This window comes from Variovorax sp. GW823-FHT04B03, from assembly GCF_058796495.1.
In genome coordinates, this window is record NZ_JBXAIT010000004.1 from 457800 (window position 1) to 476052 (window position 18253).

At 72.4% G+C, this 18253-nt stretch carries 3 protein-coding genes; all 3 read right to left on the minus strand.

Annotated features, from left to right (window positions below; genetic code table 11):
* Positions 1-16 precede the first annotated feature (16 nt).
* The 3 genes from AC1RAD_RS19505 to AC1RAD_RS19515 are packed head-to-tail and all read right to left on the minus strand — an operon-like array spanning position 17 to position 18243.
* On the minus strand, positions 17-7393 hold the full coding sequence (locus tag AC1RAD_RS19505) for an amino acid adenylation domain-containing protein (protein WP_492736700.1): 7377 nt from the start codon (positions 7391-7393) through the stop codon (positions 17-19).
* Positions 7394-15151: an amino acid adenylation domain-containing protein gene (locus tag AC1RAD_RS19510; RefSeq protein ID WP_492736702.1), complete on the minus strand. Its 7758-nt coding sequence runs from the start codon at positions 15149-15151 to the stop codon at positions 7394-7396.
* Positions 15148-18243 (minus strand): non-ribosomal peptide synthetase, encoded by a 3096-nt coding sequence (locus tag AC1RAD_RS19515; RefSeq protein ID WP_492736704.1) that lies wholly within the window; start codon positions 18241-18243, stop codon positions 15148-15150. Before AC1RAD_RS19515 ends, AC1RAD_RS19510 begins: the two co-directional genes overlap by 4 nt.
* Positions 18244-18253: the final 10 nt, after the last annotated feature.

The following is an 18253-nucleotide window of genomic DNA, read 5'->3' on the forward strand; positions in this document are numbered from 1 at the left end:
TTTTTATGCCCGGGCGTCAGGCCGCGAGGGCTTCGGCCTCGCCCAGTCGCTCGCCCAGTTGCGTCAACAACACCGGGCTGCGCAGGATCGCGTGGTGGTCCTCGTCGAGCGCCGCGGCGCTCGTGAGGTCCGGCCGCCCCAGCTGCAACGCGAGCGCGGCGCGGTCCGCCGCCGGGCGCCGTGCGATCCACCAGCACTCGGCGCGGCAACGCAGCGGCACGAGCGCCTCGGTCTCGATCGCCTTCAGCTGCTGGCTCACGAGGAAGATGCGCGCCAGCTCGTCGTCGGGCAGGTTCGCGTGCGCCGGCATCTCCAGCGCATCGCCACGGGCCTGCGCTTTCGCACGCGCCTGGGTGAGCAGCGCGGCCACCGTGGCTTCATCGCTGACGAAGTCGTCGATGTCCAGCAGTCCGTCCAGGCGCGCCGCCGGCCAGGCCGAGGCGATGAAATCGGCGAAGTCGCGGCGGCCGTCGTCGTCCACCGTCTGCAGGGGCGCGTCGGGCTCGGGCACGTAGGGATCGACCAGGCCGAGGAACGCCACCGCCTGCCCTTCGCCCTCGAGCCGCGCGGCCACCGCCGCCGCGAGCGCGCCGCCGAGCGACCAGCCCAGCAGGTGGTACGGCCCCTGCGGCTGCACGCCACGGAGCATGCGGGCGTAGTCGTCGGCCATGCGCGCCAGCGACACGTCGCGGTGCGCGGGATCGGCGAGCATGCGGCACGGCAGGCCGTACACGGTGCGCACGCCCTGCAGGCGGCGCGCCAGCGGCGCGTAGTCGTACACCGTGCCCAGGGCGGCGTGCATGCAGAACAGCGGCGGCGCACCGGGCACCACGGCGTTCAGGGCCACCAGCGACGGCGCCTCGGCACGCCCGCCCAGCAGCCCCGCGATGGTCGGCGCGCGCAGGAAGTCGTGCAGCTTCAGATCGAGCGCCGGCAGGCCCAGGCGCCGTGCCTGCGCCATCACCTTCAGGCTCAGCAGCGAATCGCCGCCGAGTTCGAAGAAGTTGTCGTCGCGGCCCACACGTGCCACGCCCAGCACCTCGGACCAGATGCGCGCGAGCGCCTGCTCGGCGCTGCCGCGCGGCGCGTCGTAGCCGTCGCCGCCGGCGAACACCGGCGCCGGCAGCGCATGGCGATCGACCTTGCCGCTCATGTTGAGCGGCAGCGTGTCGAGCACGACGATGGCGGCCGGCACCATGTGCTCGGGCAGCAGCGCCGCGAGGCTGGCACGCAGCTGCGCCGGCTCGATGCGCTCGCCCGCCAGCGGCGACACATACGCCACCAGCCGCGCGCCGCCCGCGCCCTGGCTGGCGACGACCACGGCCTCGCGCACCTGCGGCAGCGCCAGCAGCTGCGCCTCGATCTCTCCGAGTTCGATGCGAAAGCCGCGGATCTTCACCTGGTGGTCGATGCGCCCCAGGTAGGCCATCTGCCCGTCGGCCTCCCAGCGCACGAGGTCGCCCGTGCGGTAGAGCCGGCCGCCCGGCGCGCCGAAGGGGTCGGCCACGAAGCGTTCCGCGCTCAGGCCCGCACGCTGCAGGTAGCCGCGCGCCAGGCCGTCGCCGCCGAGGTACAACTCGCCGGCCACGCCGGGCGGCACCTGGTTCATGGCGCCGTCGAGCACATAGGCCGTGCGGTCGCCCACGAGGCGGCCGATAGGCATGTAGGCCGCGTCGAAACCCTCGCCCGGCGCGGCCTTGGCGATCATCGGCGTGATCACCGTCTCGGTCGGCCCGTAGCCGTTGACGATGCGCGGCGGCTTCAGCACCGACTGCACCAGCGCGAAGCTGGTGCGCGGCATCGCCTCGCCGCCCACGGTGTAGGAACGAATCGGCAGCCGGCTCGCGGCCTCGCCCATCAGCTCGGCCATCTGGTGCAGGTAGCCGGGCGTGAAGCAGGCAATCGTGATGCCGTGGCGGGCAATTTCGGCGCAGGTGCGCTCCACCGGCCAGACCTCTTCGTCGCGCGGCATCAGCGCCGCGCCGAAGGCCAGCGGCACCCAGGTGCGCTCGTGCGCGCCGTCGAAGTTGATCGACGCGAACTGCAGCTCGCGGTCGTCCGGCGTCATGCCGTAGGCCTCGCCGATGGACTGCACATGCATGGCCAGCGGCCCGTGTGCCACGGCCACGCCCTTGGGCTTTCCGGTCGAGCCCGAGGTGTAGATCACGTAGGCCAGGTGGTCGCGGTGCACCGCCACGCCGGGGTCGTGCGACGGGCCGTTCGACAGATCGAGCGTGTCGAGCGTCAGGGCCTTCACACCGGGCATGCCGATGCGGTCCAGCACCACGGCGTCGTCGGCCAGCAGCAGCGCAACGCCACTGTCTTCCACCATGTAGGCCAGCCGCTGCGGCGGGTACGCCGGGTCGAGCGGCACGTAGGCACCACCCGCTTTCAGGATCGCCAGCAGCGCCACGACCATGTCGGCCGAACGCCGCACCGCGAGGCCCACGCGCACTTCGGGCCGCACGCCCGCGCGCACGAGGTGGTGCGCCAGCCGGTTGGCGCGCGCCTCCAGCGCGGCGTAGCTCAGCGTGTGGTCGCCGAAGATCAGCGCGGTGGCCTCGGGCCGCAGTGCGGCCTGGCGTGCCACCAGCACATGCACCGGTGCGGTGTCCTGGTAGGCCGGCGTGTTCTCGCCCCAGGCCTGCAGGCGCTGTGCCTCGTCGGCGGTGTACAGGTCGAAGGCCGCGACCGGGTGCGTGGCCGCGTGCGCGAGGTCGTCGGCCACGCGGCGCACCGCATCGTGCATGTACTGGCACACGCGCGCGGCGCCCACCGCCGCATCAACCTGCGCGGTCAGCGCGAAGCCGTCGGCGCGTTCGTTCACCGACAACGCGAAGGCGTAGTTAGAACGCTCCTGCGCGCCGAGCGTCTCGATGCCTTCCCAGCCGCCGGCACCGGCATCCGCCTCGGGCGCCTGCGCCACATAGCGGTAGTTCAGCAGCGTCGAGAACAGCGGCGTGCCCTTGGGCACTGCGCTGCAGCGTTGCGCGAGCGACAGGCTCGCGTGCTCGTGGTGCAGCAGGCCGGCCAGCGCGGCGTGCGTCTGGCGCACGCAGGCCAGCGCATGGCTGCGGCCCAGCGTCACGCGCAGCGGCAGCGTGTTGATCATCATGCCGAGCGCACGCCCTGCGCCCTCGCCGCCTGCGAGCCGGCCGAACAGCACGGTGCCGAACACCACGTCGTCCTTGCCCGTGGTCTTGGCCAGCACCAGCGCCCATGCCAGGTGGAACAGCGTGGCCGCGCTCACGCCGCTGCGCTGCGCCTGCGTGCGCACGGCCTGCGCCAGCGCCGCGTCGAGTTCGAGGTGCGCTTCTTCCACGGCCGTGCCGTCGCCGCGCGCATCGAACAGGTCGAAGGGCGCGGTCGGTTCGCGCACGTCGCCGAGCATGCGGCGAAAGAAAGTCTCCTGCTCGGCCACGTCGGCGCCGAGCCGCGCCTGCGCGACGAAGCTGCGGAACGGTACGGGTGGGGGCAGCGCGTCGGCGCGGCCCTGCAGCAGCAGCGTGATCTCCTCGACCAGCAGGTCGCGCGACACATGGTCGAGCGCCAGGTGATGGCTCGGCAGCTGCAACAGCCAGCCGCCGCCCGCCGCATCGTGCGCGGCGATGGCGCGCAGCATGGGCGCGCGGCGCACGTCGAGGCGGTAGTGGCCGGGGCGCACATGGGCTTCGAGTTGCGCGGCGACATCGCCCGCGGCGGCGTCGATAGCCAGCCATTCGATCTCGGCGGGTGCATGGCGGTGCACCACCTGCACCGGCTCCGCCAGCCCTTCCCACAGCACCGCCGTGCGCAGCATGTCGTGGCGCGCGATGACGCGGTTCAGGCAGTCCATGAACGCATGGAGCCGGGCCTCGCTGTCGAAGCGCATCTGCAGCGACTGCACATAGACGTCGCCCTCGGCCTGCATCAGGTGATGGAACAGCAGGCCTTCCTGCAGCGGCGCGAGCGGGTAGATGTCCTGGATGTTGGCCGCGCCGCCGGGCACAGCGGCCTCGATGCGGCGCAGCTGCGCGTCGTCGAGCGTCACCAGCGGCAGCATCTGCGGCGTGAGCCGCGTGCAGCCGTCGGGGATCGCGTTGTCGGGCACCACCAGCGCCGGGCGCGGCGCGGCACCGGCTTCCAGCGTGGCGCGCGCGAAGTCGGCGAAGCGCGGGTTCTGGAACAGCGTGCGCACCTGCGCACCGAAGCCCTGCCGGCGCAGCCGCTCGAGCAGTTGCATGGCCAGCAGCGAATGGCCGCCGAGTTCGAAGAAGTTGTCGTTGCGGCCCACGCGCGGCGCACCGAGCACCTCGGCCCACACGGCCGCCATCACCTCCTCGGCCGCACCCTGCGGCGCTTCCCAGGTGTCGGCTGCAGCGGCGAACACCGGCTCGGGCAGCGCGGCGCGGTCGACCTTGCCGTTGGCGTTGAGCGGCAGCGCCGCGAGCACGGTGATCGCCGACGGCACCATGTACTCGGGCAGCACCTGCGCCAGGCCGTCGCGCAACGTGAAGGCATCGACCTGGCGTTGCGCGTCGAGGCTCGACACGTAGGCCAGCAGCAACGCACCGCCCGCACGCTCGCGCGCAACCACCACGGCCTCGCGCACGCCGGGCTGCGCGCGCAGCCGCGCCTCGACCTCGCCGAGCTCGATGCGGAAACCCCGCACCTTCACCTGGTGATCGAGCCGCCCCAGGTACTCGAGCTGCCCGTCGGCGCGCCAGCGCACGAGGTCGCCGGTGCGGTACAGGCGCCCGCCCTTCGCATCGAAGGGGTCGGCCACGAAGCGCTCGGCGCTCAGGCCCGCGCGGTTCAGGTAGCCGCGCGCCAGCCCCGAACCGCCCAGGTACAGCTCGCCGGCCATGCCGGGCGGCACCAGGTTCATGTCGGTGTCGAGCACCACGGCGCGGCGGTCGCCCACGGGCGCACCGATGGGCAGGTAGGCGGCGTCGAAAGTAGTGCCCGCATAGGCTTTGGCGATGGTCGGGGTGATCACCGTCTCGGTCGGTCCGTAGCCGTTGATGAGGCGCGGCGGCTGCAGCGTCTGCATCACGCGCTCGCAGGCCACGCGGCCCATGGCCTCGCCGCCCACGGTGTACGAGCGCAGCGTGGGCACGCGCCCTTCCTCGCCGAGTTCGTCGGCCATCTGCTGCAGGTAGCCCGGCGTGAAGCAGGCGACCGTGATGCCGTGGCGCCGCATTTCCTCGCGGCTGCGGTGCACGGTCCACAGCTCCTGGCTGCGCGGCATCAGCGTGGCGCCGAAGGCCAGCGGCGTCCAGATGCGCTCGTGCGCGCCGTCGAAGTTGATCGACGCGAACTGCAGCTCGCGGTCTTCGGGCGTCATGCCGTAGGCGCGGCCGATGGTCTGGATGTGCATGCTCAACGGGCCATGCGCCACGGCCACGCCCTTGGGCTGGCCGGTGGAGCCCGAGGTGTAGATCACGTAGGCCAGGTGCCCCGGATGCACCGCGACATCGGGTGCGTCTTCGGGCCCGCTGTCGAGCACGCCGCCGTCGAGCAGCAGCGCGGGCAGCGCCTGCATCGACGCACCCAGCCGTTCGCGCACGCGCGCCTGCGTGAGCAGCAGCCGCACGCCGCTGTCGGTCGCCATGAAGTCGAGCCGCTCGGGCGGGTAGTCGGGGTCGAGCGGCACATAGGCCGCGCCCGCCTTCAGCACGCCGAGCAGCGCCACCACCATTTCGGGCGAACGCTCCACCGCGAGGCCGATGCGGTCCTCGGGCTGCACGCCCTGCGCGATGAGTGCGTGCGCGAGCCGGTTGGCGCGCCGGTCGAAGTCTAGGAAGCGCATCGGCACGCCATCGACGATCAGCGCCGTGGCCTCGGGCCGCAGCGCGGCCTGGCGCTCGACAAGGCGGTGTACGGGCACCTCGTCCCAGTCGGTGTCCCGGCCCTCGCCCCATTCGCGCAGCTGGGCATGCTCCTGCGGACCGAGCAGCGCCACCTCGCGCAGCGTGCGCGACGGGTCGTCGGCCAGCTGGCGCAGCACCGCGACGTAGTGCGCGGCCATGCGCTCGATGGTCGCGGTCTCGAAGATCGCGCGGGCGTAGGTGAAGCTCAGGCCGAGCGTTCCGTCGGCCTGCTCCAGCGTGTCGAGCGCAAGTTCGAAGGGCGCCGCCTGCTCGTCGAGTTCACAAGGTTCGATGCGCAGGCCTTCGAGCCGGTCGAGCGCGCCCAGGTCCTGCTGCCGGTGGTTGAAGATCACCTGGAACAGCGGCGGGTGGCTCAGGCTGCGCTCGGGCTGCAGCGCCTCGACCAGCTGTTCGAACGGCAGGTCCTGGTGCGCCTGCGCGCCCAGCGCCGCCTCGCGCGCCTGCGCCAGCGCCTCGGCCAGCGTGGTGTGACCGGCCAGCTCGGCGCGCAGCACCTGCGTGTTGACGAACAGGCCGAGGATGCCGGCCGTCTCGGGCCGGTCGCGGTTGGCCACGGGCACGCCGAGCCGGATCTCGCCCTGGCCCGTGTAGCGATGCAGCAGCGCCTGGAAGCCGGCCAGCAGCACCATGAAGAGCGTTGCACCTTCGGCACTCGCGCGGCGGCGCAGCGCCTGTGCCAGCTCACCCGGCAGGTCGAGCCGGTGGCGCGCGGCCAGGTACGGCCCCTGCGGCGGACGTGCACGGTCGGCGGGCAGTTGCAGCAGCGGCTGCTCGCCGCCCAGGCGTTCGGTCCAGTAGGCGAGTTGGCGTTCGCCCTCGCCCGCTTCGAGCCAATTGCGCTGCCAGGCCGCGTAGTCGGCGTACTGCAGGGCGGGCGCGGGCGGCACGGCGGCGTCGTTCCCTTGACGGTGCGCCTGGTACAGCGCGCCGAAGTCGTCGACCAGCAACTGCATCGACCAGCCGTCGGACACGATGTGATGCATCACCAGCACCAGCAGGTGCGCGGTTTCGCCGGTGCGCAGCAGGCCCACGCGCAGCAGCGGGCCGTTCGCCAGGTCGAAGGGCGTGCGCACGAGGCGCGCGGCCTCGTCGCGCACCTGCGCGGGGTGGGCGCGCAGATCGGCTTCGCGCAGGTCGAGCACCGCCTCGGGCGACACGGTCTGCTGCGGCACGCCGTCGTCGCTCACGCCGAAGCGCGTGCGCAGCGACGGGTGCCGCGCCACCAGCGCCTGCAGGCTCGCGCGCAGCGCCGCATGGTCAAGCGCGCCGTGCAGGGTGAGCGCGGCCGTGATGTGCTGCGCGGTGCTTTCGGGGTCCATCTGCCAGAGGAACCACTGGCGCGCCTGCGCGTACGAGGCGGGCCGCGGCGCACCGGGCACGGCGGCCGGGTCGGGCACGATCGGCAGGCGACCGAAGTCGATGCCCTGCGCACGCAACGCGGCGATGAATTCCTTCTGCCGCGCCGGCGGCAAACCCGCCAGCCGTTGGGCGATGGCCCTACTGCGTTCGCTACTGCTCACTCAACCCCCCAGACTTTCCAACAATGCATCCATGCGATCGAGGTCGCTCTCGGCCTGCGCGGCCTGCTGCGCCTGCGCCGGCCCTTGCGCGTCGAGCGCCTGCGCGCACGCCGCCAGGTCGGGCAGTTCGAAGTAGCGCTGCAGCGGCAGGTCGATGCCCATCTGCGCCTTGACCTGCTGGCGCAGCTTGAGCACCGCGAGCGAATGCCCACCGAGCTCGAAGAAGTTGTCGCCGCGCCCCACGCGCGACAGCCCCAGCACCTGCGCCCACAGACCCGCCAGCGCGACTTCGGTGGCGCCCTGCGGCGGCACGTGGGCGCGCTCTTCCGCCGCTTCGGGCGGCGGCAGCGCCTGCCGGTCGACCTTGCCGTTGGCGTTCAGCGGCAGCCCCTGCGGCATCGCGACGATGACGCTCGGCACCATGTAGTCGGGCAGCGCCGCCGCCAGCCCCGCACGCAGCGCCGCGGGGCGCAGCGGCTGGCCTTCGGCGCCGGCCGCATAGGCCACCAACCGCGCGCCACCCGGTCCTTCCTGCGCCAGCACCAGCGCTTGTCGCACGCCGGGCTGCGCGAGCAGCTGCGCCTCGACCTCGCCGAGTTCGATGCGGAAGCCCCGCACCTTCACCTGGTGGTCGAGCCGGCCGAGGTACTCGAGCTGGCCGTCGCCACGCCAGCGCACGAGGTCGCCGGTGCGGTAGAGCCGCCCGCCATGCCCATCGAACGGATCGGCGACGAAGCGCTGCGCCGTCAGGCCGGCGCGGTGCAGGTAGCCGCGCGCCAGCACCTCGGCGCCGACGCACAGTTCACCGGCCACGCCGACGGGCACGGGCTGAAGATTGGCGTCGAGCACGAGCAAGCGCGCGCTCGATGCGGGCGTGCCGATGGGCGGCAGGTCGTCAGGGCCTGCACCGTCGAGCACGAACTCGCTCACCACGTGCGTTTCGGTCGGCCCGTACTGGTTGATAAGCCGGCACTGCGATTCGCGCGCCAGCCATTCGGCCAGCGCGGGCGTGCGCTTGAGCTGCTCGCCCGCGGTGATGACCTGGCGCAGCGCCGGCAGCCGACGACCCGAGGCCAGCGACTGCTCGGCGAAATGCTGCAGCACCGAGAAAGTCAGGAACATGCGTTCGACGCCCTCGCGATGCGCCAGGTCTTCCAGCGCGTCGAGGTCGAGCCGCTGCGCATCGGTCGTCTGCACGAGGCAGCCGCCGCCGGCCAGCCCGCTGACCATTTCCTGGAACGCCACGTCGAAGCACGGCGACGCAAACAGCAGCGTGCGGCTCGCACCCGGCAGGCGTTGCAGCTGCCACGCGATGAGGCGCGCCACCGCGTCGTGGCGCATCGCCACGCCCTTGGGTCGGCCGGTGGAGCCCGAGGTGTAGAGCACATAGGCCAGCTGCTCGCCATGCACCGGCACCGCCGGGTCGTGGTCGGGCCAGGCGGCCATGCCGTCGTCGGCCGCGTCGAGGTCGAAGGCCAGCCGCTGCACGCTCGCTGCGTCGGGCAAACGGGGCATCAGCGCGCGGCGCGTGAGCAGCAGCGAGGCGCCGCTGTCCTCGACCATGTAGGCCAGCCGCTCGGGCGGGAACGCCGGGTCGAGCGGCACATAGGCGCCGCCGGCCTTGAGCACGGCGAGCAGGCCGACGACCGTTTCGGTCGAGCGATCGACGGCGATTGCAACCGGCATGTCGGGCCGCACGCCCTGCGCGATCAGTCGGTGCGCCCAGCGGTTGGCGAGGCGGTTGAGTGCGGCGTAGGTGAGGCGATGCTCGGCCGTGACCAGCGCCAGTGCGTCGGGGTTCGCCTTCGCCTGTTGTTCGATGAGGTGGTGGACGGGCACGACCGCCTGCGGTGCGAATGCACCACGCGACCATGACGACAACCGCTCGCGCTCGGCCGCATCGGCCAGCGTCATCTGGCCCACAGCCTGCGCCGCATCGCCGGCGAGCGCCAGCAGCGCCGCGCGCAACTGACCCACGAACGCCGCGGCCTGCACCTCGTCGCACACGTCGAGCGCATGCACGAGGTCGATGTGCAGCGCCGCATCGTCGTGCACCATCAACGTGAGCGGGTACGAGGTTTCTTCCTTCGTATGCACCGCGCCGAAGCTCAGGCCGGCCGCAGCGTCGCCGCGCAAGGCCGCGTCGACCGGGTAGTTCTCGAACACCACCAGCGTGTCGAACAGCCCCTGCCCGCCCAGCCCGGCCCAGGCCTGGATCTCGTGCAGCGGCGTGTGCTCGTGTTCGCGCGATGCGACCTGCGCCGCCTGCAGTTCGCGCAGCCATTCGCCCACGGGCTGGCCGGGCCGCAGGCGCGCGACCACGGGCAACGTGTTGATGAACAGGCCCAGCATGCGCTCGGCACCCGGCATCTCGGCGCTGCGGCCGGCGACGGTGGCGCCGAACACGACGGCGCCGGTGCGCGTGCGCTGGCCCAGCAGCAGCGCCCAGGCGGCCTGCACGAAGGTGTTGAGCGTGACGTGCGCGGCGCGCGCGGCCTCGCGCAGGCTGCGCGTGGTTTCGGTGTCGAAGGCCAGACGTTGGCGGGCCTTGCCGGGGCGTGGTGCCACCGGCGGCACCAGCGCGGTCGCCAGGCGCGTCGGTTCATCCACGCCGGCCAGCACACTGCGCCAATGCGCCTCGCCAGCCTGCGCGTCGCGCGTCGCGAGCCACGCGATGTGGTCGCGAAATCGTCCGGGTGCGGGCTCGCCGGCCTGCCCCGCGTAGCTGCGCAGCACCTCGGCCAGCAGCTGCGCCACGCTCCAGCCGTCGAGCAGCAGATGGTGGTAGGTCCACACAAGGTGATGGCGCTGCGCCTGCGTGCGGGCCAGCGCGATGCGCATGAGCGGCGGGCGCGCGAGGTCGAAGCCGCTCGCACGCTGCGATGCGGCCAGCCGCGCCAGTGCACCTGGCACATCGGCGCTCTCACGCAGGTCTTGCACCACCCACGGCATCTCGGCGCTGCGCGCCACCCATTGCAGCGGCGTGGCACCGTCGGCCAGGAAGCCGCTGCGCAGGATCTCGTGGCGTGCCAGTACGCGCTGCCATGCGGCGCGGAAGCGCTCGGCATCGAGGCCGTCGATGTCCATGCACAGCTGGTTGATGTAGGCCTCGCCCTGCGCATCGACCAGGCTGTGGAACAGCATGCCGGACTGCATCGGCGACAGCGGATAGAGGTCTTCGAGGTGTGCCACGGGCAGCGGCAGTGCGTCGAGCTGCGCGGCGTCGATCCCGGCCAGCGGGAAGTCCGACGGCGTGACGCCGCAAGCGCCCGAGGTGCAGTGCGCAATCAGCGCTTCGAGCTCGTCGCCGAAGCGGTTCACCCAGCCCTGCACGTCCTCTTGCGCATGCCGCGCCGCGCTGAAGTCCACCGTCAGTTGCAGCGCACCATCGCGCACCTGCGCGTTGACGCTGAATTCGTGCAGCAGCGGCGCGCTCGCCGCGACCGGCTCGCCCGCGTCTTCGGGCGCGAGCGACCACGCGGCCTCGGCCGCACCATCGACCTGCCCCAGGTAGTTGAAGACCAGCTGCGGACGCGGCAACGCGCGCAGCGCCTGCTGCTGTGCGTCCGTGCCCAGGTGCCTCAGCACGCCATGGCCGAGCCCGCGTTGCGGCACGCGGCGCAGGTCTTCCTTCACGCGCTTGATCGCGTCGCCCCACGCGCCCAGTGGATCGAGCCGCACGGGGAACAGGCTGGTGAACCATCCCGTGGTGCGCGACAGGTCGAGCGCCTTCTGCGCGGGGAGGATGTCTTCGCGGCCGTGCCCTTCGAGCAGGATCGCGAGCTGCGCATGCCCGCTCCAGCCGCACAGCGCGCGCCCCAGCGCGGTGAGCAGCAGGTCGTTGACCTGCGTGCGGTAGGCGGCCGGCGCCGCCTTGAGCAGCGCCTGTGTGCGCTCGCGGTCGAGCTGCCATGCGATGCTGGCGCGGCGTGCCACCGTATTCACGCCGTCGGGCCGCGCGCAGGGCAGCGCGACCGGCACGTCGGCGAAGGCCTGCCAGTGCGCGAGTTCACCGTCCATCGCGGCGGCCTCGCCCTGCAGCGCACGCGCCCAGGCTTGCAGGCTGGCACTCTTCGGCGGCAGCGCGACCGGTTGGCCGTCGCGGCACTGCGCGTACGCGGTGGCCAGGTCGTCGAGCACGATGCGCCACGACACGCCATCGACCACGAGGTGGTGCGCCGCCAGCAGCAGGCGCCAGTCGCCGCCGGGCAGGCGGATGACCAGCGGACGCAGCAGCGGCCCGTGCGCGAGGTCGAGGCTGCGCTGCGCCTCGTCGCACAGCGCGGCGATCTGCGCCGGGTTCGCTGCATCGCGCACCCAGAGCCATTCCTCGCGCCAGCGCGCCGGCAGTTCCTCGTAGGTCTGTTGCCAACGCCCATCGGCCGCGCGATGGAAGCGCAAGCGGAAGGCGTCGTGGTGCTGCACCACGGCCGCCAGCGCAGCTTCGAGCGCGGGCACCGCCAGCGGCTCGCGGCCTTGCAGCAGCAGCGACTGGTTCCAGTGGTGGCGCTCGGGCATGTCGGCCTCGAAGAACGCGGCCTGGAACGGCAGCAGCGGCACCTGGCCTTCGGCTGCGGTCTGCTCGGCCTGCACCGCCGCGCCCACGGGCTCGGCCGCCTGCCCGGCGACGGTCTGGCGCTCGAACATCTGGCGCGGCGTGAGCTTCCAGCCCGCCGTGCGCAGCCGCGACACGATCTGCAGGCTCAGGATCGAATCGCCGCCGAGTTCGAAGAAGTTGTCCTGCCGACCCACGCGCGGAAGGCCGAGCACCTCGGCCCAGATCGTTGCCAGAGCCTGTTCGATCTCGCCCTCGGGCGCTTCGTAGGTCTGCGCCCCACCGCGCTCGGGCTTGGGCAGCGACTTGCGGTCGATCTTGCCGTTGGCATTGAGCGGCAGGGCCGGCAGCACGCACAGCAGCGCTGGCACCATGTACTCGGGCAGCACCTCGGCCAGGCGCGCCTTGAGCACGGCCGCGTCCACCGCCGCACCGGGCTGCGGCGACACGTAGCCGACCAACCGCGTGCCGCCGGGGCCTTCGTCGGCCACCACCACGGCCTCGCGCACCTGCGGCTGGGCCAGCAGCTGCGCCTCGATCTCGCCGAGCTCGATGCGAAAGCCCCGCACCTTCACCTGGTGGTCGATGCGGCCCAGGTAGGCCAGCTGGCCGTCGTCGCGCCAGCGCACGAGGTCGCCCGTGCGGTACAGGCGCTCGCCACTGTCGCTGAACGGGTCGGCGACGAAGCGCTCGGCCGTGAGGCCCAGCCGGTGCAGGTAGCCGCGCGCCAGGCCGATGCCACCCAGGTACAGCTCGCCGCCCACGCCCGGCGGCACGGGGTTCAGGCCCGCGTCGAGCACGTAGGTCTTGCAGCCCGCGATGGGGCGGCCGATGGCGACGTGGTTCAGCCCGTCGGCGCGGCAGGTCCAGTGCGTCACGTCGATGGCCGCCTCGGTCGGGCCGTAGAGGTTGTACAGCCCCGCGCCCGGCAGGCGCTCGAACACCTTCGCCTGCGCCTCGGCGGGCAGCGCCTCGCCGCTGCAGACGATGCGCCGCAGGCTGGTGCAGGCCTCGATGCCGTCGTGCGCCAGGAAGGCCTGCAGCATCGAGGGCACGAAATGCAGCGTGGTCACGCCGTGCGTGCGGATCAGCTCGACCAGGCGTGCCGGCTCGCGGTGATCGCCAGGCGCGGCCACGACAAGGCGCGCGCCCTGCATCAGCGGCCAGAAGAACTCCCACACCGACACGTCGAAGCCGAACGGCGTCTTCTGCAGCACGGTGTCGCCATCGTTCAACGCGTACGCGTCCTGCATCCAGGCCAGGCGGTTGTAGAGCGCGTTGTGGCGGTTGGCCGCGCCCTTGGGGCGGCCCGTGGAGCCCGAGGTGAAGATCACGTACGCGAGGTTCTCGCCATGCAGCGCGACCTGCGGGCGGGCGGTGGATTCGGCCGACAGGTCGAGCGCATCCAGCGCGAGCAACTGCACGTGCGCCGCCACCGGCAACGCCTCGCGCAGGTGCGACTGCGTGAGCAGCAGCGTCACCCCGCTGTCTTCCAGCATGTAGGCGATGCGCTCGCGCGGCAGCTCGGGGTCGATGGGCACATAGGCGCCACCGGCCTTCAGGATCGCCAGCAGCCCCACGACCATCTCGAGGCTGCGCTCGGCAGCAATGCCTACGGGCCTATCGGGCCGTACACCGAGGCCGATCAGGCGGTGGGCCAGCGCGTTGGCGCGCGCGTCGAGTTCGCCATAGCGCAGCACCGTGTCGCCGAACACCAGCGCGACCGCCTCGGGTCGCTCGCGCGCCTGCGCTTCGATCCTCTGGTGCACGGGCTGCGTGTACGGGCGGTGCGGCAGGTTCTCGCTCCACGCACGCAGCCGCGCCTCGTCGTCCGCATCGGTGAGCACGAGGTTCGCGAGCACGCGGTCGGGGTCGTCCGACATCGCCTGCAGCACGCGCTGGTAGGCGCGCACCAGGCGCTGCGCGGTCGTGGCGTCGAACAGGTCGGTGTTGTATTCGAGCCGCCCGCGCACGCTTTGCGGGTCGATGTAGAAGTCCAGCGACAGGTCGAACTTGGCACCCGCGTCGTCGAACTCTTCCAGCTCGGCGCGCACGCCCGCGAAGTCGAGCGCGACGGCCTCGCCGGCCATCTGCACGCCGAACATGGCCTGGAACAGCGGGCTGCGCGCGGGATCGCGGCGGTCCTTTCGGCTGGCCAGCAGCACTTCGAACGGCAGGTCGGCATGGTCGAGCGCGGCCAGCGCGTCGGCGCGCACCTGCCGGCACACCTCGCGCAGCGTGCGCCGGGGCGCGAGACGCGCGCGGAACACCTGCGTGGTGATGAAGAAGCCCAGCAGGTCCTGCACCTCCTCGCGGTGGCGCCCCGCGTTGGGCACGCCGATGGCGAAGTCGTCCTGCCCGCTGCAGCGCGACAGCAGCACCTGCCAGGCCGCGAGCAGCACGACGAACGGCGTGCAGCGTTCGGCGCGGCAGAACTTCTGCAGCGCCGCCGCCAGGGCCGGCGGCAGTTCGAAGCCGAGTGCGGTGCCGGCGAAGGTCTGTTGCGCGGGACGCGTGCGGTCGGTTGGCAAGTCGAGCGAGGGCACCTCGTCGCCGAGGTGGCGGTTCCAGTGCGCGAGCTGCGGCGCGAGCACCCCGCCCTGCACGCGGGCACGCTGCCACACCGCAAAGTCGGCGTACTGCACGGGCAGCGGCGGCAGCTGCACCGGGCCCTCGCTGCGCAGCGCCAGCGCGTAGGCCGCGCCGAGGTCGCGCGCCAGGATCGGGTTCGACCAGGCGTCGGAGACGATGTGGTGCAGGCAGACGGCCAACACATGCCGGTCGTCGGCCAGCTTCGCGAGCCGGGCCACCAGCGCGGGCGCGCGGCCCAGGTCGAACACATGCGTCGCGGTGCGGCGCACGAGCGAATCGACAGCGGCCTGCTGCGCGTCGGTGCTCTGGCCCGAAAGGTCGATGCGCTCCAGCGCGAACGGCACCTCGGCCTGCACCACCTGCATCGGCACGCCGTCGTGCTCGACGAAATGCGTGCGCAGGATCGCGTGGCGCGCAACGACCGCCTGGAACGCGCGTTCCAGCGCATCGGCGTCGAGCGCGCCGGTCAGCCGGAACACGCGCGGCAGGTTGTAGGCCGTGAGCCCGGGCTCGAGCTTCTGCAGGAAGCACAGCTGTTCCTGGGCATACGACAGCGGCACCGCCTGGCCGTCATGCACGGTGCGGGTGATCTCGTCCATGGCGATGCTCATGCGACCTCGCCCACGGATTCGTCGGCGAGGTCGCGCTGCCGGTGCGTCTGCGCCAGCTGTTCGAGCGCATCCGCATCGGCGCTGGCCTCGCGCAGCACGGCGGCGAGCGCCGCGGGCGTCGGGTGGTCGAACACCACGCCGGCCGCCACCTCGACCTGCAGCAGCTTGCGGATGCGCGCCACCAGCTTGATGACCTGCAGCGAGTGGCCGCCGAGTTCGAAGAAGTCGTCTTCCACGCCGACCGGGCCGCTGCCCAGCAGCGTGGCCATGCCGTCGGCAAGCAGCGCTTCGAGCGCGTCGCGCGGCGCCGCGATGACGCGCTGCGGTGCTTCGGCCAGCGCCGATGCCGCCAGCGCGAGCCGGTCGATCTTGCCGTTCGGCAAGCGCGCGAAGGCGCTCACGGCTGTGCAGCTCGCGGGCACCATGTGCGCCGGCAACACCGCGGCGAGTTGCTCGCGCAGCGCGCGGCCGTCGGCCGCCTCGCTGTCGCCGACGAAGAAGGCGGCGAGCGTGGTCGCACCGGCCGCATCGGGCACAGCCAGCACCACCGCCTGGCGCACGCCGGGCCGCGCCAGCAGCGCCGCCTCGACCTCGGCGGGCTCGACGCGGTAACCGTGGACCTTCACCTGGTGGTCGGCGCGCCCCGCAAGCCGCAGGCCGCCTTCGGGCAGCACCCACGCGAGGTCGCCCGTGCGATAGAGGCGCTCACCGGCGCGGAACGGGTCCGCGACGAACACATCAGCGTTCGCGCGGTTCAGGTAGCCGCGGCACAGCTGCGCACCACCGATGTGGACCTCGCCCAGTCCACCGGCCGGCACGAGGCCGCGCGACGCATCGAGCACGCGCACGCGGTTGTTCGCGAGCACGCGCGTCAGCGGCAGCTGCTCGGGCACCGGCGCGCCGGGTTCGGCAGCATGCACCATGACGCCGACCGTGGCCTCGGTCGGCCCGTAGTGGTTGTAGATGGCGCACTGCGGCGCCAGCCGCGCGATGCGCTCGACCAGCGCGCGCGGCGCGGCCTCGCCGCCCAGCACCAGCGTGCGCGGCAGGCAGGGCGCGGCGCTTTCGAGCAGCGCCTCGAGGTGCGAGGGCACGATCTTCAGTGCGTCGATGGCGTGTGTGCGCATGAAGCGCGCGAAGGCCTCGGCGTCTTTTGCCTCGTGCGGCGCCGCCACGACGAGGCAGGCGCCGTTGTGGAACGCGCCGAACAGTGCGGTGTTGCCCAAGTCGGCCGCGACCGAGCTGGTGAGCGCCCAGCGGCGGCAGGTGTCGAGCTGCATTGCGGTCGAAGCGGCTGCCACGTAGTTCTGCAGCTGGCCCTGCTCGACGGCCACGCCCTTGGGCGTGCCGGTGGAACCGGAGGTGTAGAGCACGTAGGCGAGGTCGCTCGGTGCGGCGATGTGCGATGCGGCTTGCGCTTCGGGCAGCGCGGTCGCATCGGGCAATGCGGCGTCGATGGTGAATACCGGCTTCGCATCGGCCAGCACCGCCGCGCGGCGCGCCTCGGGCCAGTCGGGGTCGAGCGGCAGGTAGGCGGCGCCCGCGCGCCAGACAGAGAGGATCGCCACCGGCAGGTCGAGCGCGCGCGGCAGGTTCAGCGCGACGATGGTGCCGGGCACCACGCCCTGCCCTTGCAGCCAGTGGGCGACGCGGGCGGTGCGCTGGTCGAGTTCGCGGTAGTTCAGGCGCTGGTCGCCCGCTTCGAGTGCGGGCGCTTCGGGCGTCTCGGTGGCCCAGTGGGCGATGCGCTGCGTGACGGTCTGCGTGCCGACATCGGCCACGGCCTCTTGCGACTGCAGCAGCAGCTCGCGCTCGCGCGCACCGACCAGCGGCAACGCGCGGAGCGCGGCGTCGGGGCGTTCGACGATGGCGTCCAGCAGGCAGAGGTATTGCATCAGCAGGCGCTGCGCCGCCACTTCGCTGTGGCGCATCGCATCGGCATGCACCGACAGCGCGGCGCCATCAATATCCCATGCGATCTGCAAGGCGAGTTCGAAAGTCGACAGCGGCCCCGGCAACGCAGCCAGTTGCCATTGCGGATCGACGCCATGGCGACGCGGCCGCTCGTGGCACGCGAAACCGACCGCGAGGTGCGCGCCGATGCTCTGTGCATCGACGGCCCAGTACTCCTGCGCCTCGACATGCGCGGCCAGCGTGCCGTCGACGTTGTCGAACCAGTCGGCAAAGCGTGTCTCGGGCGCGGTCTCGACGATGAGCGGCAGCACCTTGTCGAACACGCCGACCGCACCCTGCATCGGCGGGTAGTCGCGGCGGCAGTCGTGCTGCCAGCCGGCGACGAAACGGCCGGTGCCGTCCAGGCGCGCGAGCAGCAGCCACCAGACGGCTTGCAACAACGTGTCGGGCTGCGCGCCCAGCGTGTCGGCGCAGGCGGCGATGCGACTCGCGAAAGTGGCGTCGACGGATTCGTCAACACGCACGTGCGCAGCCTGCTGGGAGACAGCAGCTTGCCGACCGACGAGGCGCGGCGGCGTGAGCGAGGACGCCTGCGCGAGGTAACGCTGCCAGTAGGCGCGGCCCTCGGCGGCGTCTTCGCCATCGAGCAGGTCCTGGCGCCAGGTCACGAAGCGTGCATACGGGAACACCTCGGCGGCATCGAAGGCGTGTTCGTCCGCGAAGGCCGTGGCGATCTGGTCGAACAAGTGCTGCAGGCTGCCCCGGTCGCCGACCCAGGCATGCACGGAAAGCGCCAGCGTGTGGCGCGCCTCACCGGTGCGTGCGAGCCCGGCACGGACCATCTCGCCACGCGCGATGTCCAGCGGCGCGGCCTGCAGGTTCACCAGCCATTCGGCCAGTGCGGCTTCAGGCGCATCACGCAGGTCCGTGTCCGCCCAGGCCAGCGGCGTCATCCCCTCGGTGTACTGCTGGCGCAGGCCGCGATAGCCCGGCACCGCACGGATGGCGCTGCACAGCGCGCCGTGCGCGCCCAGCACGCGCGCCACCACGTCGCGCAGGCGCGCAGCGTCGAGCCCGCCCTCGATGTCGGCGCGCAGCAGAAGGCGCGGCGCGTCGGCCGGCACCGCGCGTTGCTCGGGGCTCAGCGGGAAGGTCGTGTCGTCGAAGTGGTCGGTCATGGTCGTCATT

Coding starts and splice junctions, on each gene's coding strand:
- AC1RAD_RS19510 (WP_492736702.1), bottom strand. CDS start 15,151: ATGAGCATCGCCATGGACGAGATCACCCGCACCGTGCATGACGGCCAG.
- AC1RAD_RS19515 (WP_492736704.1), bottom strand. CDS start 18,243: ATGACCGACCACTTCGACGACACGACCTTCCCGCTGAGCCCCGAGCAA.